Source organism: Chitinophaga sp. RCC_12 (genome assembly GCF_041360695.1).
In the GTDB taxonomy this organism is placed as follows: domain Bacteria; phylum Bacteroidota; class Bacteroidia; order Chitinophagales; family Chitinophagaceae; genus Chitinophaga.
Genome location: NZ_JBFUPS010000005.1, coordinates 456079 through 478239 on the forward strand (window position 1 = coordinate 456079; position 22161 = coordinate 478239).

General features: G+C 47.3%; 20 protein-coding genes. 6 read left to right on the forward strand and 14 right to left on the reverse strand.

The annotated features are described in order from the left end of the window. Positions 1-81: 81 nt before the first annotated feature. Positions 82-951 (forward strand): glycerophosphodiester phosphodiesterase family protein, encoded by an 870-nt coding sequence (locus AB6805_RS17635; protein WP_370910761.1) that lies wholly within the window; start codon positions 82-84, stop codon positions 949-951. Between the two features lie 7 nt (positions 952-958). Here the strand turns inward: AB6805_RS17635 and AB6805_RS17640 are convergent, their stop codons facing one another. The 6 genes from AB6805_RS17640 to AB6805_RS17665 all read right to left on the reverse strand — a co-directional run bounded on the left by AB6805_RS17640 (position 959) and on the right by AB6805_RS17665 (position 6036). Beyond that, positions 959-1594 (reverse strand): response regulator transcription factor, encoded by a 636-nt coding sequence (locus tag AB6805_RS17640; RefSeq protein WP_370910762.1) that lies wholly within the window; start codon positions 1592-1594, stop codon positions 959-961. Beyond that, positions 1584-3575 carry an ATP-binding protein gene (locus AB6805_RS17645; protein WP_370910763.1) on the reverse strand — a complete coding sequence of 664 codons (1992 nt, stop codon included), beginning with the start codon at positions 3573-3575 and terminating at the stop codon, positions 1584-1586. Before AB6805_RS17645 ends, AB6805_RS17640 begins: the two co-directional genes overlap by 11 nt. Further along, a complete protein-coding gene (locus AB6805_RS17650; protein WP_370910764.1) occupies positions 3499-3774 on the reverse strand; it encodes a hypothetical protein in 276 nt (91 codons plus the stop codon). Before AB6805_RS17650 ends, AB6805_RS17645 begins: the two co-directional genes overlap by 77 nt. Positions 3775-3973: 199 nt before the next feature. Continuing rightward, complete coding sequence (locus AB6805_RS17655; protein ID WP_370910765.1) at positions 3974-4723, reverse strand: LytR/AlgR family response regulator transcription factor; 750 nt, start codon at positions 4721-4723, stop codon at positions 3974-3976. A 12-nt stretch (positions 4724-4735) separates the two neighbouring features. Continuing rightward, on the reverse strand, positions 4736-5851 hold the full coding sequence (locus AB6805_RS17660; protein ID WP_370910766.1) for a sensor histidine kinase: 1116 nt from the start codon (positions 5849-5851) through the stop codon (positions 4736-4738). Positions 5852-5859: 8 nt separating this feature from the next. After that, positions 5860-6036, reverse strand: a complete 177-nt coding sequence (locus tag AB6805_RS17665; protein ID WP_370910767.1) for a hypothetical protein — start codon at positions 6034-6036, stop codon at positions 5860-5862. Between the two features lie 61 nt (positions 6037-6097). On the opposite strand from AB6805_RS17665, the gene AB6805_RS17670 reads away from it, so the two are divergent. The 4 genes from AB6805_RS17670 (at position 6098) to AB6805_RS17685 (ending at position 11903) form a co-directional block, all read left to right on the forward strand. Then, positions 6098-8320 carry a TonB-dependent receptor domain-containing protein gene (locus AB6805_RS17670; RefSeq protein WP_370910768.1) on the forward strand — a complete coding sequence of 741 codons (2223 nt, stop codon included), beginning with the start codon at positions 6098-6100 and terminating at the stop codon, positions 8318-8320. Positions 8321-8537: 217 nt separating this feature from the next. Next, positions 8538-10244 carry an arylsulfatase gene (locus AB6805_RS17675; RefSeq protein WP_370910769.1) on the forward strand — a complete coding sequence of 569 codons (1707 nt, stop codon included), beginning with the start codon at positions 8538-8540 and terminating at the stop codon, positions 10242-10244. Between the two features lie 21 nt (positions 10245-10265). Then, positions 10266-11069 (forward strand): DUF1080 domain-containing protein, encoded by an 804-nt coding sequence (locus tag AB6805_RS17680; RefSeq protein ID WP_370910770.1) that lies wholly within the window; start codon positions 10266-10268, stop codon positions 11067-11069. Positions 11070-11219: 150 nt separating this feature from the next. After that, the gene (locus AB6805_RS17685; RefSeq protein ID WP_370910771.1) at positions 11220-11903 is read left to right on the forward strand and encodes a GNAT family N-acetyltransferase; all 684 of its coding nucleotides are present in this window, start codon (positions 11220-11222) and stop codon (positions 11901-11903) included. Between the two features lie 7 nt (positions 11904-11910). Here the strand turns inward: AB6805_RS17685 and AB6805_RS17690 are convergent, their stop codons facing one another. From AB6805_RS17690 to AB6805_RS17710, 5 genes are all read right to left on the reverse strand, one after another. Next, on the reverse strand, positions 11911-13422 hold the full coding sequence (locus AB6805_RS17690) for a DUF6770 family protein (protein ID WP_370910772.1): 1512 nt from the start codon (positions 13420-13422) through the stop codon (positions 11911-11913). Positions 13423-13457: 35 nt separating this feature from the next. Continuing rightward, positions 13458-14843: a M48 family metalloprotease gene (locus AB6805_RS17695; RefSeq protein ID WP_370910773.1), complete on the reverse strand. Its 1386-nt coding sequence runs from the start codon at positions 14841-14843 to the stop codon at positions 13458-13460. Between the two features lie 81 nt (positions 14844-14924). Further along, on the reverse strand, positions 14925-15884 hold the full coding sequence (locus tag AB6805_RS17700) for a hypothetical protein (protein ID WP_370910774.1): 960 nt from the start codon (positions 15882-15884) through the stop codon (positions 14925-14927). A gap of 50 nt (positions 15885-15934) precedes the next feature. After that, entirely contained in the window at positions 15935-17203 is a 1269-nt protein-coding gene (locus AB6805_RS17705) for a Na+/H+ antiporter (protein ID WP_370910775.1), read from the reverse strand. A 66-nt stretch (positions 17204-17269) separates the two neighbouring features. Continuing rightward, positions 17270-17593, reverse strand: a complete 324-nt coding sequence (locus AB6805_RS17710; protein WP_370910776.1) for a hypothetical protein — start codon at positions 17591-17593, stop codon at positions 17270-17272. Between the two features lie 149 nt (positions 17594-17742). On the opposite strand from AB6805_RS17710, the gene AB6805_RS17715 reads away from it, so the two are divergent. Continuing rightward, on the forward strand, positions 17743-18402 hold the full coding sequence (locus AB6805_RS17715) for a sigma-70 family RNA polymerase sigma factor (RefSeq protein WP_370910777.1): 660 nt from the start codon (positions 17743-17745) through the stop codon (positions 18400-18402). Between the two features lie 5 nt (positions 18403-18407). Here AB6805_RS17715 and AB6805_RS17720 read toward each other — a convergent pair whose 3' ends face one another. The 3 genes from AB6805_RS17720 to AB6805_RS17730 all read right to left on the reverse strand — a co-directional run bounded on the left by AB6805_RS17720 (position 18408) and on the right by AB6805_RS17730 (position 22107). Further along, positions 18408-18899: a MarR family winged helix-turn-helix transcriptional regulator gene (locus tag AB6805_RS17720; RefSeq protein WP_370910778.1), complete on the reverse strand. Its 492-nt coding sequence runs from the start codon at positions 18897-18899 to the stop codon at positions 18408-18410. Positions 18900-18918: 19 nt separating this feature from the next. After that, positions 18919-21366 (reverse strand): TonB-dependent receptor domain-containing protein, encoded by a 2448-nt coding sequence (locus AB6805_RS17725; RefSeq protein ID WP_370910779.1) that lies wholly within the window; start codon positions 21364-21366, stop codon positions 18919-18921. Between the two features lie 171 nt (positions 21367-21537). Continuing rightward, a complete protein-coding gene (locus AB6805_RS17730) occupies positions 21538-22107 on the reverse strand; it encodes a dihydrofolate reductase family protein (protein WP_370910780.1) in 570 nt (189 codons plus the stop codon). Positions 22108-22161 lie beyond the last annotated feature (54 nt).

Below are 22161 nucleotides of genomic sequence, written 5' to 3' on the forward strand. Positions count from 1 at the left end.
TTAAGCCGGTAGGGATCTTCTGTGAATTAATATACTTTCACAGGAACATCCTGTCTATCGCTGTAAAAAAATAAATACCTGATGAACCGTTTATTATTAGCAACCTTATGTGCCATCAGCCTGCCGGTAACCGCACAGCAAAAAACGCCTGCAGACGCTATCCTCGACGAATTTAAACATCACCCGGAACATATCATGGTGGCGGCACACCGCGCTTCGCATAACAAATACCCGGAGAACTCACTCGCGGCTGTAAAGGAAGCTGTTGAACAGGGCATTGATATCGTGGAAATAGATCTGCATGAAACAAAAGATCATATCCTCGTGCTTATGCATGATGAAACCATTACCCGCACCACCGGCCAACCCGGCAAGGTAAAGGATTATACCTACCGGGAATTGCAGCAGTTTCCCTTACTTTTTAAAGGAAAACCCACCACGGAAACCATTCCTTCTTTTGAACAGGTATTAAAGCTCACCAAAGGAAGAATTATTGTAGATGTGGATTTTAAAGAAGAAGGTGAGCCGGCAGCCAGGCAGGCCTTTGCCCAGATTGCGGCGCATGGCATGGAAAAACAGGTGCTGTTCTTTATTTATGATCATCATACAGCCCCCACCCTGTACAGCTGGAATCCGGAGATCCCGGTAATGCCCCGCGCGCACAGTGTGGCGGAAATAACCGAAATACAGCAGATAGCCGCGAAGCAGGGGAAGTTCCCGGTTATTCACGGAGATGCTTCTTTTTACTCCGATTCCCTGGTGAAAAGCATTACCACCGGCGGCACACGGGTATGGATGAACGCTTTGGGAAAGTATGATAAACTGGAATCAGAAAAAGACGATGCCGGTTTTGATCAGCTGCGTAAAGACGCGGCCTTTGCCAATGTGATCCAGACAGATTATCCTGAAAAGCTATTGGCTTATCTGCGCAGGAAAGGACTGCATAAATAAACAGCTCTTATAACAGCCCTTGTTGAGCAGCCATTTTAATCAGCGCGGCCACATTTCTTACCTGGAACTTCTGTATCAGGTTTTTCCGGTGCGTTTCTACGGTTAACGGGCTAAGGTTAAGCTGCTGCGCAATGTCGGGGGTGGTTTTACCATCTGCTATCAGGTGCAGTATTTCCTTTTCCCGTTTGGTGAGCTGCGGAATACCTTTTAGTTCGCTGATGGAAGGGCGTGCCATAATTTCTTTGGCGCCTTTGCTGAAAGTGATCATCCCGCTGAGTGCTTCCTGGATACAGGCTACCAGTTCTTCGGAAGAAATATTTTTCAACAGGTACCCCGTAGCGCCGTTCTGGATCATCTGGAGGATCATGCTGCGTTCAGAATGATTGCTGAGGGCAAGTACATGGGTGTCGGGCGACAGCGCCTTAATTTCCCGGCATAACTCTATCCCGTTGGCATCCGGCAGCGTGATATCCAGCAGTAATACATCTACTTTATTTTCTTTCAGGAAAGACATAAAAGCCATTCCTGACGTGAAGCACCCGGTAATCTGTATGCTCTTCACATTCATGAGCAACTTCTGCAGTCCCTCCAGTACAATCGGATGGTCGTCTACAATAGCGAGTGTAGCGGGATTAATCAACATGTAATTCAATATTTATGGTGGTGCCTTCGTTCGCGGCGGAGTCAATATCAATTTTTCCTTTCAGGAATCCCACCCGGTTACGGATGTTGCTTAAGCCAATGCCTTTCTCCTTCCCCGCCGCCTGCGTGTCAAAACCTTTGCCATTATCTTCCTGGGTAATAAAAAAGATATGGTCGTTCTGGCTGCATTGCAGTATGATATTGGTAGCCTGCGCATGGCGGATAGCATTGGACAACAGCTCCTGTACAATGCGGTAGATGTGGATCTGTACTTCTTCCCGCAGGGTATCTTCAATTCCCAGGTCCTGGAAGTCAATACGGGTGGCGTCATTCATGAGCGATTCACAGAGATCTTTGAGCGCTGTCTTCAAACCAAATTTCAGCAGGTTAACGGGCATCATATTATGTGCGATGCGCCGGAGTTCTGTAACAGAATGATCCAGCTGAAGCGTGATCTTTTCCAGTTCGGCCCGCTGGTCCTGCGAGTAGGTATCTTCAATTTGTGCAGAGAGGTTTATCTTGGCGCCGGCAAGCATGCCGCCCAGGCCGTCATGCAGGTCCCTGGCAAGCCGGCGGCGTTCCTGCTCTTCGCCTTGTAACACGGCCTGGCTGAACTGTAATTGTTGTTGTTGTTCTATTTCGTGCAGGTGTTGCCGGTAGCTCAACTCTTTTTGCACCGCCAGTTTCTGCTTGCTGCGGTAAACGAAAACGGCAAACAGCAATACCACCAGTAAAATGACGATAGCAGCGCCCAGCAGCGAGTTTACCAGCCGGGCATTTTTGGTATGCAACGTATCCTGGATGCTTTTCGCTTTCAGTGCATCTATTTCTTTCTGCTTCTCTGCGTTCCGGAATTTTATTTCCAGGGCATGAACATCGTTTGTAAGCTGTGCTTTGGTAAGACTGTCGCTAAGCTCACTGTAACGCTTCATCCATGTATAGGCCGGCGCCATCTGCCGGAGGTTTTCGCAGGTAAGCGCCATCCCGTAAAACAACTGGAGACGGTTAGTTACCAGCTTCATTGTTTCATTCTGCTGCATCAGCAGCGTGGCCATCTCTTTCGCTTTTACAAAGTTATTATCATTGAAATAAGCGTAGAACTGCTGCATTTGTAACCGTTGCTCTTCATAACGCAAACCTTTCTTCCTGGCCAGTTGTATTCCTTTGTCCAGGCTGGCAAGCGCCTCTTTGAATTTCCCTTCGAGGGTATAATACATCCCTTCGGCGGCATAATGATCCAACAGGTATTCAGATTCCGGGAAAGGCGCCAATAGCTTCCAGGCGCTGTCCAGCGCAGGCTTTGCCTTGGCATTCTGGGCCGACAGCGAATAATTTTCGGCAATGGTATGATAGGCCGTCACCAGTTCATGCGTAGGGGAGTGCGCGTTTTTGAAAGTTTCTATCGCCTTCAGACAGTAGGTTTCTGCTTTGTCGAACTGGCCGGCATTTTTAAAAACGATTCCCACCGCCAGGTAGTCTTTCCCCACCACCGTTTGATCGCCGGCTTGTTGTGCCAGCGGAATCGCCTTATTTAGTAAAACATCTGCAAATGCTTTGTAATCGTCTTTCCGCTGGGCGATAGCGCCATAGTCGTACCAGGCTTTAGACCGGAAAGAATAGGCTTCGGAAGTGTTAAACCTGCTGAGTAAGGTATCTGCTTTCAGGAAGGCGGACTGGCTTCTGTCAGGCGCGGATTTCTTCAGCGTATTCGCTTCATAGTAATAATAAAGCGCCTGCAGGAAGGAATTCTTTCCACTGTATTGCTTTCCTTTTTCCAGGTTTTGTGATGACTTCAGCGAATCGTGAGCAGCCCAGTATTCCGACAGGGAATAGTGTGCCCGGGCACGGATACTGTCTGATGTAGTCCGTTGCAATACATTTTCCAGGCTGTCTGTAAGCGCCTTTTCATTCAGCGGAGGCGCCTGTCCACTGCACCAGGAAGTTGCTGTAACCAGGAATATCAGGAAAGATAGTCTTCTCATAAAAGCCAAAATATAAAACAATTGCGTATACATGATCGTTGCGGGCAAAAATACCTGAAAACAGGTATAAATAAATCATAGTATGCCGGTATTGTGCAAACTCTACGTCCATGTTATATTTGGGGTATACCTGGAAACGTTTTTGATCATCATATTGGAAAAAGGAATACCAGCAGTTTTGTTTCTTAAAAGCTGCCATTCTTTTTTTCAGGGTTACCCCGTTTTTGCGAGGCACCTGTTAAAGGAACCTGACTGAAAAAGGATAAGAAATGATGCCGGCCGGTATCTACCGCCAGGCAGGACTACATTTACATAATCAGATTTACTTTGAGTTAGCAGCCTTTGGATCGCAAGATTCAGAGGCTTTTTTAGGGCGCCAAAAATACAATGTTTTGACCTCACGGCAAGGGCGGCCGCGAAACTTTATCCCATAACCTGTTCATGACCACCTGCTGGATCACTGCCTCGCGGTAATTGCGGCTGATAGGGATCTGGTGCGATTGTATACAAATTTCATTCCCCTGGATGCTGTCTATTTTATTCACTGCTACAATATAAGATTTATGCACCCGGATAAATGCCTGGGCGGGTAATTGCTGCTCCAGGTTTTTGAGATATAACAGGGTCATATATTTTCCCTTGCGGGTGTAGATGCTTACGTAGTTCTGCATACCTTCCACAAAAAGAATATCTTCCACCTGGATCTTTTCATACCGGCTGCCACATTTAATAAAGAAATGATCCGCACCGGTTTCTGCAGGCGTGGCGTTGTTTTTGGCGGGCGGGTTTACCAACTGGTGATAGTCCCTCGCTTTGGTGGCCGATCTGAAGAACCGGTCGAACGTAATGGGCTTCAATAAATAGTCCAGCACATTTAACTGGAAACCTTCCAGCGCATATTCGGGGAACGCCGTGGTGATAATCACCATCGGCGGATTTTGTACCATCTTTAGAAAATCCAGTCCGCTGAGTTTAGGCATTTGTATATCCAGGAAGATAAGATCGGCTGGTTGCCGTTTTAACAGGTTTACCAACTCCACAGGGTTTTCACAGATGCCGGTCAGCGTGAGGAAATCTATTTCCTTTACATAACTGGCGATGCCTTCCCTGGCCAGTGGTTCGTCGTCTGTAATCACGCAGTTGATCATAATAAAGGCATTTTAGGTAGATAACAATTGTGGTACCGTGAGCTCGGCCAGTTCCAGCTGCAGCCTTATTTCAAAGCTGCCGGTTTCACGTAGTATGTCCAGTTCATATTGACCGGGATATACGAGGTCCAGCCGCCGCTGCACATTTTTCAAACCAATACCGCCATAATCAATGATGGGTGCGCTGTATTCGTCTGCCGCACAGCTGTTGGAAACAGTGAATGCCAGCTGTGGTCCGTCGAGATGCAGCTGTATCCTGATCCAGTTAGGCCCGTCAGCCTGTTTGGATACATGCTTAAACGCATTTTCCACAAAGGTCATGAGTATAAACGGGGCGATGCTCAGGTGTGATACCGGCTGCCGGTGATACGCAAAGGAAACTTCCACGTTATTGTTAAGCCGTAGTTTTTCCAGTTCAATAGAATTTTCCAGGTAGCCGATCTCTTTGCTGAGGGCAATCTGTTTATCGTTGCATTCATACAGCTGGTACCTCAGCAACTCTGAAAACTTCGCCAGGGAAGCAGAGGCCACATCCGGGTTTTTATGGATCAGGAAAAAGATGGAGTTAATAGTATTAAAAAGAAAATGAGGATTAAACTGGTTCTTGAGGAAGTTAAGTTCTGTTTCCAGTTTTTCTGTTTCCAGCAGTTGCTGTCTCCTTTTGGTTTGCAGCCAGCTTTTGGTCAGCTTTATGCTCATGGCCAGTGTCATGCTGGCAAGGGTAGAGGGCAAGGCATTGCCAAAGAAGTGCAGGAAGCAGTAATCTCCCGGCCCGAAAAGTACGGCAAAGCTTTTCCCTGATACTGCTGAGCAGAGATAATACCCGCCAACAATAGCGCAGGCGGTTGCCGCGATGGTAGATACCAGGAGCGTAATATAGGTGGTATACCTGCCCTTTTCCAGGTATTTTGGAATCAGGTAATAGAGATTGAAATATACCGCGGCCGCCTGGAATATCACATAAAATGCAAACTTGATATAGAAAGGGAATAAGATAATCGAGTTGGCAGCTTTCACAGGATTCCCTATTGCCACTACCCACCACAGATAATGGTAAAGACACCAGAAGGGGATGTGGTAAAGTTTATATTTCAGCAGCCAGTTCCGGCTTGTGTTAGTGTTCAGCATATAAGAAATTACCTGTTACTAAAGATAACCACAATTTGCTGATTCTTTCCGGGTACTATATCAATGGCAGCAAATAAATGATGACCCGCATACCGCAGCTGCTGAACGGCCGCATTCCCGGCTTTTAAGGGATTTAGCCGGGAAACGGCGCCTTTTGTGCAGGTGGTCAATTTCCTGCCGCCCATGGTCATTCGGTTTTTTCCGGCGTTGCGGATACGCATTTATTTGCAGCAGAAGTGATCTCTTATGAACTACATACTCCTTACCTTATTACTGTTGTCACCCGCCCTGGATACCCAGGCACAGGCATCCGGGAAACCCGCCACGCCAGACAGCCTGCCTGCCCTGAAACAGCTGAAAGAAGTGATGGTGCGGGCAAACAAGCCCCTGTTGCAACAGCAGGCGTATGGCACAGTGGTGAATGTACAAAGCAGTGTGCTCACAAAGGGGAGCTCGGTCCTGGAAGTACTGGAACGCTCACCGGGCGTTAATATCGACCGGAGAACCAACGGAATTGCGCTCAATGGTAAAAGCGGGGTGATGGTGATGCTGAACGGCAAATTGCTGCGCATGTCTGCCGATCAGCTGATGATTTACCTGCAGGGCATGACCGCCGCCGACGTGGAAAAAATTGAACTGCTCAATACACCGCCCGCAAAGTACGACGCTGCCGGCAATGCCGGGATGATCAATATTGTCATCAGGAAAAACAGGAACCAGGGAAACTTTTCTCTTACCGGCGGATATGGCTACGGAGAGAAGGCCGCCGCCAGCCTTAATTTCGGCCGCACGCTCCGTAATACGGCCTTGTACGGAAGCTATTCCTTCTCGCACGACAAATCCTATTACGACTGGTTTGCCCGCGCAACAGATGATATGAAGTTACTGGGAGGCCCCAGCTCCTCCGATTTCCTCAGCGTGACAAAGCCTGTGGGGAACAGTCATAATATCATACTGGGAGCAGATGTAAACCTCACCCCGCGCACCATCATCGGCGGCAATATCAATGGCAACATCAGCCGGGTTACGGATCATACGGTGAACCACGGGGAATACCTAGTGAATAAAACCACCGCCTATAACATGGATGCAGATATCAGGGTTAACAACAACTGGGATAACCTGGGCGCATCTGTGTATGCAGAAAGAAAAATGCGCGAAGGAGAGCAACTGAACATTGACCTGGATTACCTGTATTATAAAAACAACCGGCCTTCTGCCGGTATCAGTGCTTTCGTAGATAGCGCCGGCCATACACCGGGTACCAACGACACCCTTTTCGCCCCGGTGCAACGAACCTTTTCTGTGTCCTCGATGCAGATCGGCGTATTGAAAATGGATTACAGCAGGCAGCTATCTCCCAAAATAAAAATTGAAACAGGGGTGAAAGGAACCTATACAAAAAACAACAGCAACTCCAGGATAGAAAGCTTTCTGGATGATGCCTGGGTAAGCAGTACCGCCGCTATCAATAATATCATTATGAAAGAAGCCATAGGAGCCGCCTATGGCTCACTGGAAGCGCAATTGCATCCGGCGCTACGGCTGGTAGCCGGTTTGAGATATGAATATGTACAAACACAAATGGATGATCCGGAAAATAAGCAACAGATCACCAAACGAACCTCCGGTAAGTTCTTTCCGGGCATTTTCCTGACATGGAAAAAAAAGGAAGCGGAATGGCAACTGTCCTATACAAAAAGGATCAGTCGTCCCGCTTACAACGACCTGGCCTCTTTTGTGATTTACTCGGGACCCACTTCGGTGGAAACCGGCAACCCCATGCTGAAGCCAACTATCACCAATAACCTGAAACTGGGTTATAACTATAACGGCTACTCGTTTTCCCTGCTTTACAGCAGGGATGATGCACCCATAGCCCGCTACCAGCTTACACCCAATCCCGCAGGGGAAGTGATATGGGTATCTCCGCAAAACCTGCTGTTCCAGGATAATGTTTCCTTTCAGGCGCTGCTGCCGTGGAAGGTGAACGACTGGTGGAATATGAACTTCGGATTCACTGGTGGATGGCGGCAGTTTAAACTGGATTATACCGCCACACCAGTACAGAAACAATATTTCGGCTTTAACACTAACTTCTCCACGGCCTTTACATTACCTGCCCGTTTCTACCTCGAAATCTCCGGCTGGTATAACAGTGCGTCGTACGATGGCTCCAAAAAGGTAGATCCGTTCGGTGCGCTGAATGCCGGTCTTAAAAAAGAACTGAATAAAAACGGTGGAAGCCTCCAGCTAACGGTAACGGATATACTACGCACGGTGCACATCAGCAGTTATTTCGGGACGCTGGCGGAAGAGGCGTTTAACCTGAAAAGTAAAGTTACCTTCCAGCCGGAATCAGGCAAGATGCAGATCATAAAGCTGACATGGGCAAAAACTTTCGGGAACCAGCTGCAGCGGAAGCAGCGCAGCGGGGCGGCAGAAGAGAGTAACAGGGTAAGGAAATAATTTGTATGGATAAAAAAGGCAATATTCGGAACATCACCTCCGAAGCCGGCGAGCTGGCTGCTGCCCTGGAAGAAATAGCCGGTCCCGGCGGGATTTAACCGGTTGCTAAAAATAATTCTTCCCAATCATCCGGTTTATTTACTTTTCTGTCCGTTTTATTTTATTTTAACGGGAATCCGGTATAGCCGCAGCAATAGTAATAAAACGGTGTGAACCCATGAATGTAAAACCAAAGTCAGTTTATATTGTTCCATTCCTGTTGAGCAGCCTGTTGCTCACAGGGTTTAAAAAAAGTAAGCAGCCGCTGATGAAAGATACGCGGCCCAATATTATTGTCATCCTCGCGGATGACATGGGTTTCTCCGATGCCGGCTGCTACGGTGGTGAAATCCACACACCCAACCTCGATTTCCTCGCTGCTAACGGTATCCGGTATACGCAGTTTTATAACACTTCCCGTTGTTGTCCTACCCGCGCTTCGCTGCTTACCGGTTTATATAACCAGCAGGCTGGCATCGGTAAAATGACCGAGGCAGAGGATGAGCCCGGGTACCAGGGACATATTTCTGCTAACGCAGTAACCCTGGCGGAAGTACTGAAAACAGCCGGCTACCAGACCGCTATGTCGGGCAAGTGGCATGTATCTAATACAATCGGGCAGAAAACCGCGGCCGCACAAATGGCCTGGCTTAATCACCATCAAACATTCGGCGACTTTTCCCCGGTAGCGCAGTATCCCACCAGCAGGGGCTTTGATAAGTTCTTTGGCACCATCTGGGGAGTAGTGGATTTCTTTGATCCCTTCAGCCTGGTAAGCGGAACAACACCCATCACAGCAGTGCCCGATCGCTATTATCACACCGATGCTATCAACGATACGGCGGTGGCCTATATCAAAGGCTACGCGGAAACGGACAAGCCTTTCTTCCTGTATGTGGCCCACAATGCGCCACACTGGCCACTGATGGCGCTGCCGGAAGATATTGCAAAGTATAAAGACACCTACAAGGCAGGCTGGGAAGCTATCCGCACCGCCCGGTATAACAAAATGGTAAAAATGGGCCTGATTGATCCGGCCACTACGCCCTTGCCTGAACGTTGGAAAGAAGAGCAGACCTGGGCGCAAAACCCTGATACCGCCTGGGATGCCATGGCCATGGCAGTGCACGCCGCCATGATCGACCGGATGGACCAGGGCATTGGTCGCATTATTGAAGCCCTGAAAGCAACAGGGCAGCTGGACAACACCCTCATCCTGTTCCTGTCTGATAATGGCGCCAGCCCTGAAAATTGCGCCAACTACGGCCCTGGCTTCGACCGCCCCGATGAAACCCGCGACGGCCGCAAGATCGTTTATGCCACCAAAAAACAGGCAATGCCGGGCCCGCAAACCACGTATGCATCCATCGGGCAAACATGGGCAAACGTCGCCAATACACCTTATCAATACTGGAAAGCAGAATCATATGAAGGTGGCATCCACACGCCATTGATCGCTTATTGGCCAAAAGGAATCACTGCCAATAAAGGAGGCTTCAGTGATCATGCGGGGCATGTAATGGACTTTATGTCCACGTTTACCGCACTCGCCCATGCGCAATATCCACAAGTATACCACGGTCATAAGATCCCGGCCACTACGGGTATCAGCCTGTTGCCATCTTTCAAAAATAAAAAAACAACCGGGCACGATCAGCTGTTCAATGAGCACTTCGGTGCACGTTATGCACGCTCGGGCAACTGGAAACTGGTGTCACTCAGCAATGATACCACCTGGCAATTATATAATCTCGCTGCCGATAAAACAGAAACGAATAACCTGGCGGCACAATACCCCGAAAAGGTACAACAGCTGCAAACCCTTTGGTACCAATGGGCGCAAACACACCAGGTATTTCCAAAACCAGGCAGCAGGAAACAATAAAAAAAAACTTTAATTATCTATATGAGCAAAGTCCGTATTTCGCGTAAACTATTGATGATAGCACTGCTGGCTGGTAGTGTTTCCTGTAATGAAGTAAAACAACCCGAAAAAAAACAGGAATGGGTGTCCCTGTTTAATGGTAAGGATATCAACGACTGGATCGTGAAAATTCATCACCACGAACCAGGAGAGAACTTTGGCAATACTTTCCGGGTAGAAGACAGCATCATCAAGATACGCTATGATCAGTACGGCGACTTTAACGACCAGTTCGGGCATCTTTATTATAAGCAACCCTTCTCACATTATCATCTCAAATTTGAATACCGGTTTGTAGGAAAATGGTATCCGTCCGCACCGGAATATACATTGCTGAACAGCGGCGTTATGTTTCACTCCCAGGACCCGCGCACTATGCCTAAAGAGCAGGATTGGCCCATCTCCGTGGAAATGCAGCTGCTGGCCGGTTTAGGTGATGGGAAGCCACGCCCGACCGGTAACATGTGCTCGCCGGGCACCAATGTGGTTTACAAAGGAAAACTGGATGAAACGCATTGTATTGAATCCACCTCCAAAACTTATGAAGGCGAGCAATGGGTGAGGGGCGAACTGATTGTACTGGGCGATTCCCTGATCACCCATATCATAAACGGCGATACCGTATTGCAATATTCCAAACCACAGATTGGCGGGGGCGTGGTAAACAACTACGACTCCACCATTAAAATAAATGGCAGGCTCCTCTCCAAAGGCTTTATTGCCCTGCAAAGCGAAGGGCAACCCGTTGATTTCAGAAGAATAGAAATATTAAACCTGGAACACTAACAGGCATAAAAAGAAAAGCGGTTTCCTTTACGGGAAACCGCTTTTCTTTTGAATGAACCTCCCGAAAAAAATATATTCGTCTACGTTAGCAGCCTCAAAAAAACTATTCTTTCCCGGTTATTTTTTCTGATAAATGTATAATTTCGATGCATGAAGGAAACCATCTTAGACAACCCCGCCTGGGGTGCGTTAACCACTGCGCATGCGCACTTTGCACAAGGAACAGACCAGGCGAAAAGATACCAGCGGGAAATTGCACCCTTTGTTGCCGCCAGGCAAACCGATAACGACAGCATTGCTGCACTCGATACTTTGATAGATGCCGGGGAAACATTTTATATCATTGGTGAATTGCCCGTATTACCAGGTACCTGGACCGTAGAAAATGAATTGCCCTGCGCCCAGATGATACTAACTACTATGCCAGCCCCCTTGTCTGAAAAGGACGCGGCCATGGTGCACCTGCTGGGGCCAGAAGACGCCGGCGATATGTATGAACTGATCAACAGCATTCAACCCGGTTTTTTCAATCACGGTACACGCCTGATGGGCAACTACTATGGCATCCGGCACAATGGCCAGCTCATCGCTATGGCCGGTGAACGCATGCAGCTCACCGGGTTCACCGAATTGAGCGCCATTTGTACGCACCCCGATCACACCGGCCGCGGATATGCGCAAAAGCTGATTACACAGCTATGCTATCAGCATGCCGGCGCGGGCATCACCTCCTTTTTACATGTAACCCGCACCAATGAACGGGCTGTGCGTTTATATGAGCACATGGGCTTTGAGCAAAGAAGGGACATTAGTTTCTACCGGGTGAAGAAGTAAGGGAAAATCAACTCACCTTCTCCATCCGCATCGAACTACCTTTCTCATTCGTTTCAAATATCAGCAGGTTCCCCGCTTTAGCCGGGTATATACTGATATTGGTCTTATCTTTCTGTATCGGCAAATCATCATTGCGGAACTTCAGGCCATTGTAGCGTATAATATGATAAGCGCCCCTTTCTTTTTTGGAGACCCTGCGCATATCGGTATAGCAAATGGAAAAGTTTTTATAGTCTTCCGTAATGGTCGTGAGTTTATAGTCGAAGCTGTTGTATCGTTTACTGGCATAACCCATTTTATGGATATTCCTGAAATCGGCCATATCCCGGAGGGTGATGCGTTGCTTTTCGTAAACGTTGGTGCGTTTGAGGTGGTACTTACCGTCAAATTCCAGCATCACCAGGTTTGTAGAGATCAGTTTGGTGTTATTAAACATCACGCCCTGCGAGCTCAGGACCCTTTTATAACCTTCTCCCACCACAAATAATTTACCATCAGGTCCGGGGATCATATTATGGAGGTAAAGATACCCCAACCCCTGGTATTTCCCTTTTTTGTTAGCCGTTAAAGTGCCGGACAGTTCCTTATTCCAGGCGTTGTAGGTGCTGGTGAGGATATTGCCTTTTGAGTCGATATCATAAAAACCGATTCCTTTACTGGCACGGCCTCTCACCTTATTGGCCCCCTTGAAATATTCACCTGCCACGGTGATGGTATCAGTGCCGGGCTTAGGCATTACGAAAGAAGGTACCAGGTGATAAGCTTCTTTCTTTTCTTTCAGTTCAAAAACTTTTTTCTTCGACTCAATGCTAAATGCGGTGAGGGAAGAAGTACACTTATTATTCTTCCTGCTGCGGGTAACTTCCAGCAGCATCAGGTTATCCGTTTTAGCCATGAATTCGGCTACCCATTCTTTGTGTGCTTCTTTTGGCTGCGTATATTTCCAGTGCTTTTTCTTAGCAGCATCAAAATAATTCACTTCAAATACAGCGGTGTGAATGCGGTGACGTACATCCAGTATGGCCATATAGCCATGTGTGCCTGCATCAAAAAGGGAATGGTTGGCATCCCTGATATCATGATAAGCACTGTAATAAATGTTTGGCTTTCCCTGTCCCTTTACATAAGGTCTTTTGTAAGAGAATTTAAGCTGCCCATCTGCATCCAGGATCTTTAATTCCATGTCGCCTGTATGGGAATTACTCAGGAGAAATGCCGTGGTGCTGTCGTTGGAAGCGGCTTCGCATACGTATACGTCCTTTGCATCCAGGTATTCATATTCCCTAACCTTGTGCATGTTCTCGTCCAGGATCTGCAGGCTGTACCGGATGGTATCTTTGCTCAGCTGATCCTTGATTACCAGCAGGAAGTAGCCGGTAATTTTTTTATTCCGCATAATATTGCCGCTGTTGGCCACTCTTATGTTAGATACATCGCCGAGGTTTAGTCTTTTCTGCGCATATACCATAGTGACGAACATCATCGTACAAAAAAGGGAAATCAGTATTTTCCGTATCATATATTTTAGTTAATAGGGATAGATGTTGTTAACGGTTAAGGCTGTACGTAAGAAATACTTATTGCCATTTCTTTCTGGAATACCGGGTAGCTGTTGAGCCTGGCGTTGTACTGTTCCAGGAAGCTGTTGCTGATCCGGGCATAATCCTCCAGGTACAGGTTCCTGATAAATTGTGCCAGCAGGTTATAGGAGTCCGGGTTGCCCGGCGCCGGCATCGCTATTTTATCGCCGATATGATGCTGCTTCTGTGCCTGGTAACAGCTGTTGAGTATTTTGCCCGTCTGGCAAATTAGGTACGCATCTTCCGGTTGTTCCTGCAACAGCGTAATGGTTTGATACAGGCTGGACGTATAGTTGTTATTGGCATAGGCATACTCAATAGTTTCATAGGAGAATTCCTTCTTCAGTTTTTCAAACATTGCGGGATTAATGCCGTTGTTGTTTGTTTCCCTGCTGTATTCAGCTACCGCCGGCGCCAGTACGTTGATCCGTACTTTACAGTCGGGGTGCGTTTTTAATGAATCCTCCACCGCGTGATCGTTTAATAATTGCGCATGACCACCCAATAGCAGATCGCTTTTCGCTAACCAACGCGGTTGGAAAGGATAGCTTTTCGACCGGAACATCTTTTCAAGACAGGGTTTGATATCCAGGGAGTCGTTATCAATGGTATCCAGTAACGCCAGCGCGCTAAGAGCATCGGCAGTATTAAAGTGACTGTTATGCAGAAATTCCAGTCCCAACGAATCTGCTTCCGACTCATGGTCGCGGCTGTGCCGGCGGCTGTCGAATTTCAGCAGGGTATTCAGTTCTTCAAGATGCTCCTGCTTCCGGTATTTCTCTTTCTTGATTTTCTTTAACTGTTGCTGCACACTTTTTGAGTTGATGTCTGTCACATATTTCTTAATGGAGTTCTCATTGTGATGCAGGTAGTAATGCGCCAGTTCATGACACAGCACAAATGCCGCCTGGCTTTCGGTTTTGAGCTGCCGGAACAGCCCCATATTAAACAGGATAACGCCCTGGCCTATATAACTGGCATTGGGTAAGGCCGACCGGGAAAAGTATGCATGTATTTCGCGGCCCTGTAACAAAGGATTGGTTTGCACAATCGCCGTTAGCATGCTGTCGATATACTTCTGTGCAGCAGGAGCCGTATACACTTCCTTCTCTTCAAATTTGGATTTGATGTTTGCCCACCGCTTGCCGTATATTTCTTTATACATGTCGCGGTTTTCTTTTGGGAGATGACTGATGACATCCTTGTGTTCCTTTTCCAGCTTACCGGAAGCATTATGCAGAAAGGAGGTGTTAACGGTCGCCGGGGTGTAGATGTCCTGTGAATGGGCTTTGCCGGTTAACAGGAACATGGCGGCGAAGGCATACAGCGGGTATGCACAACATAGAAACTTCAATTTCATAGCTTGTAATAGGTATAAGTTCCCGCAAATTAATATTTTTTACATGGGAACTACTATTACTATGTTTATTTTTTTAGCTTGCTAATTTCCGTACACCGCCTGTGTAATAAAATAAATATTCAGCAGCACATATACCAGCAGCACACCTATCGATAAACCGATATCCAGCCGGCGGCTCTGCTTAAACTTACCTGCTTTAATAAGCTGCAACGACCATGCAGAAGAAGTGATCACCACAAAAATAAAGAACAGGGTAATGCCATGGAGGGTATCTACCAGCGTAAAAGTAGTAGAGTCGGGGAGAGAGGAATCAATAATATATTTGTTACCAATGGCGGCAAACAGCGATCCTACACCAAGTCCAAACCGCGAATCAATATTGTCGGGGTGAATATAAAAACAGATGTAAGCAATCAGGAAAGAAACGTACATGCCGAGGAACATCTTCCAGAACAACTGGGTAGCATCCCTGTTGATGCCTATTCTCACTGTAAAATTACTGTACTCTGTATGTGGCCTGCCGATATTTTCGTCGCCAAACGCGGTTTCATAGGCTTTTATACCGGTATTGATCCGGAAGCTGTCGATCACCCAGCCTCTCAGTGTAAAGCGCGGGTCAAAATGTTTGCCTAGTGAGTCCACCGAAAACACGAGTGATTTGGCGTCAAACTGTGAGTTCTCAATGGAAAACCGCAAACGCTGCCGGTCAAAAGGAAAGTTGTTAATCCGCCAGGAATCCTTCATCACGCATTGCAGCTTCATCAGCAAATAGATCCGGCCATTGGAAGAGTCGATAGTGGAGTAGGATTTGGTAAAGGTTTTTGCCTGGGGGATTTCCAGGTTCTGTATAAAATCGAACTGTTTGTTTTTATAGGTGAGCCACAGCCAGAGGTTGACAGTAAACTCACTTTGTTTGAAGTCGATGTCATGAATGCTGGTAATGTATATTCCTGTTTTAACCGTATCTGGCGGCTCCTGCCGGGCAATAGCAGGAAGGAACAATAAAATAAGGCAGTTGAAAAGCAACAGTGATTTTTTCATCCACGCATCCTTTAGTAGTAAGATAGTATATTTCCGGCTGTTGTGATAAGTTAATGCGGCGTTTTTTTATCTGCCGGGGAGAGTTTTACGGCTTTCACAATCCATGGTAAAGAGATGCCCTGCCCAATAAGGGTAAACAACACCACTACCACGGAAATAAAAATGATGGCATTCCGCTCCGGAAACGGGGCTTCATCTTTCAGTGTCATTGGTAGCCCAATGGCAATGGCCAGTGATACAATGCCGCGCATACCGGACCAGCTGATGATCAGGCTGTTCTTGAAATCCAGCAACGCGTTTTCAGTGATCCTGCCCTTACCCTTTTTGAAAGCCTGGTCTAAATTGATCTGTTGCAGGAATACCCTGCCCATGCGCAACAACAAAGCCGCCAGGGTGATGATAAAACCATAGCCGATATACGGGAGGATCTGGTGACTGGGGATGCTTTTAATAATGTAAGGGAACTGCAGCCCGATAATAATAAAGATAAGCCCGTTCAGCAGGAAGATGATAATATCCCAGATAGACCTGGACTGCTGCTTTAATTTCTCCGGAAAAACTTTCCCGCTGATCCGCGCAATCATCAGCCCAAGCACTACTACGGCAATCACGCCGGAAACATGCAGTTCTTCTGCCATCAGATAGGTAACAAATGGCATCAGCAGCATAAAGCTGATGGTCACCAGGTCGTTTTGATGCACCTTTTTCAGGATCATCGCCAATATCCTGCCCACCACTATACCCGCCAGCACGCCACCTGCCATCAGCGTAATAAATTCCAGGGAGGCCTTCCAGAAAATAAAGGCGGTACCGGTGGCCGCCGCAATGGCAAAATGATAAGTTACCAGTGCCGAAGCATCGTTGATCAGGCTTTCCCCTTCAAGAATGGTCACCGTTTTATGTGAAAGTCCCAGTCCTTTGGTAATGCTCATGGCTGCCACCGCATCAGTGGCCGAGAGGATAGCGCCCAGCACAAAAGCCAGCGGCCAGCTCATCCCGGGAATAAGATAATGCGCAATCACCGCTACAGCCCCCGCTGTCAGAAACACCAAACCTATTGCCAATGTACCAATGGTGTTGAAGTTGGTTTTAAATTCCTGTGGGGAGATGTTAAACGCAGCGTCATATAGCAATGGCGGGAGAAATATCAGGAACACGATATCCGGGTTCAGCGTGATATTTGGCAGGGCCGGAATGAATCCGATGCCTATTCCCGCGGAGATCAGCAGCACAGGGTAAGGTAACTTTATCTTGTCTGCCACCGCAGACAGCATAATCATGATGGCCAGTATAAAAATGACGATGCTGTAATTCTCCATAGCATTTGTTTGTGTGCAAATGTATAGTTTTAATGAGATTAGCAGCACGCGTCACCGGCATCCCTCTCAGGATGCTTTACTGATTTGTTGCTCCCGCCATTTAATAAACATAATATGATAGGCAAATTCGAGGTAAAGATGGTCGTCCAGCATTTCCAGGAGCAGCATTTTCCGTTTGGCGCTGTCCATTACGGTTTGCTGGATATAATCATATTGCGCCAGTTGCTCCTGCAGCGCAATTTCCATTGAGCTTACCAATGCCTGGAAAGCCTCCATGGGAGTACCGGTAATGAGTTTTCCCTTCGCTGTTTTCTTCAGCTCCTGGATCTTCTGATGGGTTAGCTCCGGCATTTTTATGCCGGGCAGATGAAAAATGTTATCTGGTTTCATAGCAGCTGCTTCACAAGTTAGGTTATGTCAAAAATCAGGGCCGTTAACCGGGCCTCCTTTAATTAGAGTATAAAAAATTCAAATGGTTACAAAATCCCATAAAAGTTTTTTGTAACTTCTCAGTCGATTTATCATCTAATAAAAGAAGAATGACCACACTGCCGAAAACCGACACCGAAATTGACTACGAATTAATCACTAAAGTACTGGCCGGTGAAGAGCGCCTCTACGAGCAACTGATGCGCCGCCACAATGCCCGCCTGTTCCGGATAGGCATGACCATGCTGGATAATGATATGGATGTGGAAGACATGATGCAAACCACCTATATCAATGCTTACCAGAACCTGGATAAGTTTAGGATGGAATCCGCCTTCGGGACCTGGCTGACCAGGATCATGATTAATGAGTGCAGTCAGTTGCTGAAAAAGAAAAACCGGTTGGGCAGTGAGGATCTATCTGTTTTAGATGATCATCACCCGGCAAATAGTGCCGGGGTAAAAGAATCGCCCGTGGCAAAAGTTATTGATAAAGAATTGGGAAGGGTAATGGAACTTGCCCTGCTCGAAATCCCTGAGAAATACCGCCTGGTATTTGTAATGCGGGAAGTAGAAGGCTTAAACGTGGCGGCCACCGCAGCTGCATTGAATATCTCCGCGGTAAACGTAAAGGTCCGGTATATCAGGGCCCGGCTCATGCTGCGCGGGAAGATCTCCGATTACTATAAAAACGACCTGGTGTTTCCATTCCATCTTATCCGCTGCGACAGAGTGGTTAACCATGTATTGGATAAACTTGGTATCAAATAACCGGTTCACCTGGCAGATTGCTCTACCAGGCTCACTTTAATACGCTTATACATACTTCTTTCATCCAGCGCCTTCTCCAGTTCAGACAGGAGCTGCAAAAGGTCTGCGCTGGCCTCGGCCAGCCATTTCCGGTTTTCTTCTTTGATCACCTGCAAAACAGGACCGATCTTTTTATGCATTTGCTTACCGGCAAGCGTCAAAGAAATCAGTCTCCTCCTTGCGTCTTTGGAGTCAGGCGCTGTTTTAATAAGGCCATGCGTATGCATCTGCTCCGTAAACTGTACCACGGCAGCATGGCTCAGTTGCAGCGAAGAAGAGATCTCTGTAACCGCCATTACTTTTTCACGGCTCAGTAGTTCCAGGATCAGGTACCATTTTGCTTCAAAGTCCAGATCCGATTCTTTGTATATCTGGCTCACGTCCTGCGACAAGCGCTCTGCCAGCCGTTTTAGACGGGTGGCCAGGGCCAGTTCTTCCAGTTCGGTAACTAAGTTCATGCAATAAATGTATAAATTTTTATCCTGCCCTGCGCTTTTCGTCTTCAGCGCCGCCGGTCTTCCTTTTGACGCCACCGGCTCCATTTCCACCAAATTTATAATTGAAGGTCACCGTCGCTACCCGCGTGTCCCTTTTCTGCTTAAACGTTTCGCCATAGCCGGTAAGCCGGGTCACCGCATTCGTTTGGTTGGTAAAGAAAATATCGCCCACATTTAGTTTTACAGATGCCTTCCGGTTCCATAACTGCCGCTGTGCGCCGGCATTAACAAACCAGAAGCCCCTGATATCAAGGAAACCGTAATACGCCCGGCTTTCATAACTGCCGGTCACTTCAATGGTAGTCAATGCGTTTACGGTAATGGTATTCACCGAATTGAAATTGAAAGATACCCTGCTCACATTGAGATCGGTATTCACCAGGTTGCCGCTGTAATGCCCGTAGTACACCAGCGCTGTATTGGTGCTGCTAAGCCATTTCCGGATATTTACCGGGAAGCCAAAGCTGAGATTATAATAATTATACTTAGCGAGGTTCCTGCCGGTTTGGATGACTGCCCCCGGCGCTTCATCCGGCGATAGTACAATAAGGATGTTATCACGGGTACGGCTATATCCTAATTTAGTGGTGTACTGTTGCCGGAAGGTATGCGTAAGCTCAAACGAGTTGGTGATCTCCGGCAGCAGGAAAGGATTTCCGGCTGAGGAGGTCAGTGGGTCCAGAAATACTTTAAATGGATTCAGCTGCCGGTAGGAGGGCCGGTCTATTCTGCGGCTCACGGAAAAACCGAGGTCGTGCTTTGCATTGAATTCATACCCTGCATAGCCGCTGGGGAACAATTGCGTATAGTTCCGGTTAAACTTTTCCGCATTGGTTACCTGGAATCCGTCGGCCAGCGTATTTTCCACCCGGAGGCCCAGCTGCACGCTTAAACGTTTCCATTTCCGGGAAGCGTTTACATAGGCCGCATTGATGTTTTCTTTGTAAATAAAACGGTTACTTTTTCTTTTGTCTAAAACATTGCCGCCGTTACTCCTGTCGAAAAACTGCACATCATTATCTGATTTCACCCAGCTGCTTTTGATACCCGCATCCAGTTTGGCGCCTATCAGCTTCAGGGGTTGCGTGTAATCCACTTTCACCGACCGGATACTAAGTTCGCCGTTTAAATCGCCAAAGAGTGCATAAGGTGTTTTGGTTTCCGCCTGGTACAGATCATAATAGCGGGTATTATAATTTTGTTCTTCGGAAGAATTGAAACGGGCGTAGTCCAGGTCGGCGGTGAGTTCCCGCCCGCTGGTGTCCAGGGTGTGTTTGTAATTCAGATTGAGGCTCCCGTTCTTCCTGCCGGGATAGTTATCACCCAGCGTAATAAAGGAACCTGTATTTGCCTGGTGCGCATCAACAGATTGCGCCACACTATTGATCGTAATGTTGCTGGCGTTAAACATCCCATTGGCGGCAAAACCTACGACCACATTCTTATTAATGTTATAATCAGCTCCCACACGCACATTGTGGTTATTGTTCCGGTATTTAAAAAAGTTCTGGTAATTGTTACCACCGGTATAGGCGTTGTTTTCATCATAAAACTGCCGGTAGATGGTAAGGTCATTCATATCTTCCCGGTAGTTATAATTATAGGAGCCGAAAATATTGAGATGTTGTTGTTTGCTGTTGAAGTTGAGAGATGGATTTACTTTAGGATACCTGCCCTGGCTCAGGCTGAGAGACGCGTTCCCGTTGGTGCCGGATTTCTTTCCTTTCTTCAGCCGGATATCAATAATACCGGCGTTGCCGGCGGCATCGTACCTGGCAGAAGGATTGGTGATAAGGTCGATCGTTTCAATCTGGCTGGCCGACATATTCCGCAGCATATTGGCCAGGTCCTGCCCCGACATGGGCACCTGCTTGCCGTCGATCATCACCAGCACGCCCTGCCTGCCACGCATGGCAATGTTATCGTTCTGGTCAATGGTAATACCCGGTGCTTTTTCCAGTACTTCCAGCGCTGTGCTGCCAGCAGCGGTAATAGAACCTTCCACGTTCAATACTGTTTTGTCGTACTGCTGCTGGATAAAAGGCTTCACGGCCGTAACCGACGCTTCTTTTAATGCGGTTGTCTTTACCTGCAACGTAATAGTACCGGCCGCCGTATTTTTTTCATGCCGGAACGGGGCAGATTCATATCTCCCGAAAACCATACTCTGCGTAGCAATCACATAACTGCCGGCAGGGATCTGCTCAAAGGTAAATCTGCCGGTACTGTCGGCGTATTCAATTTTTACCATCTTCTTATCCGTGGCGTTCAGCAGTTGTATCACCACCTCTTTCAGCAACGCAGGATCATCCGCATGGAGAACGCCGCTGATATTAAAACCAGGAGATTTTACCTGCGAAAAGCAAATATTTATGTAAGTCGTGACGGAAATTATAAAGGCAATAAAAAAGACTGTTTTCTTTTTCATCTGAAGGGGTTTATTTACTGCTAATGTAGATATTCGTCACTATTTAAGCACTATAAAAGGAAACCTATTACAGGAAATATAGGTATGTACTTACGGGATGTTTTAGAAGATGATAAGTGGTAAATAAAAAACGGCCGGCAGATACTGCCGGCCGTTCACATTCAGGGGGATTTATTTTTTTTCATAGTGCAAACACACCACGCCTGAATCCGGGAAGGAAGTACTTGCCAGTAATTTCAACCCTACCCGTTCCCTGATATTTTTAAACAGTGGAATGCCTTCGCCTATCAATACGGGGTTTACAAACAGCCAGAATTCATCTACCAGCTGGTGTTGCATCAGCGACTGCGTGGCGCCGGGGCTGCCGAACATGATAATTTCCTTGCCGGGCAGCTGTTTCAATGCGCTGATTTTACCGGCGATGTCGTCACTGATCACCGTGGTTTTGTCTTTCTTTAATCCCTTCAGCGTATTGGACAGCACAATTTTATCTACGTTGTTATACCACCGGGAATGTTCAATGTCATGCTTGCTTGGATTAGGATGGTCGGCGGCAGTAGGCCAGTAGCCGTCCATCAATTCGTAGGTAACCCTGCCATACAAGGCAGTATCTGCTTCGTTGGTACGTTGTGCGGCGAAATCAAATATTTCATCACCAACACTGATCCAGTCCATTTCTCCGGCAGGTCCGGCTACAAAACCATCCAGGGAAACATGCATGAAGGAAACTATTCTTCTCATAATGATATGTTTTTAAGTACATCACAAACATACCGCGGAAATCGAATACGGATG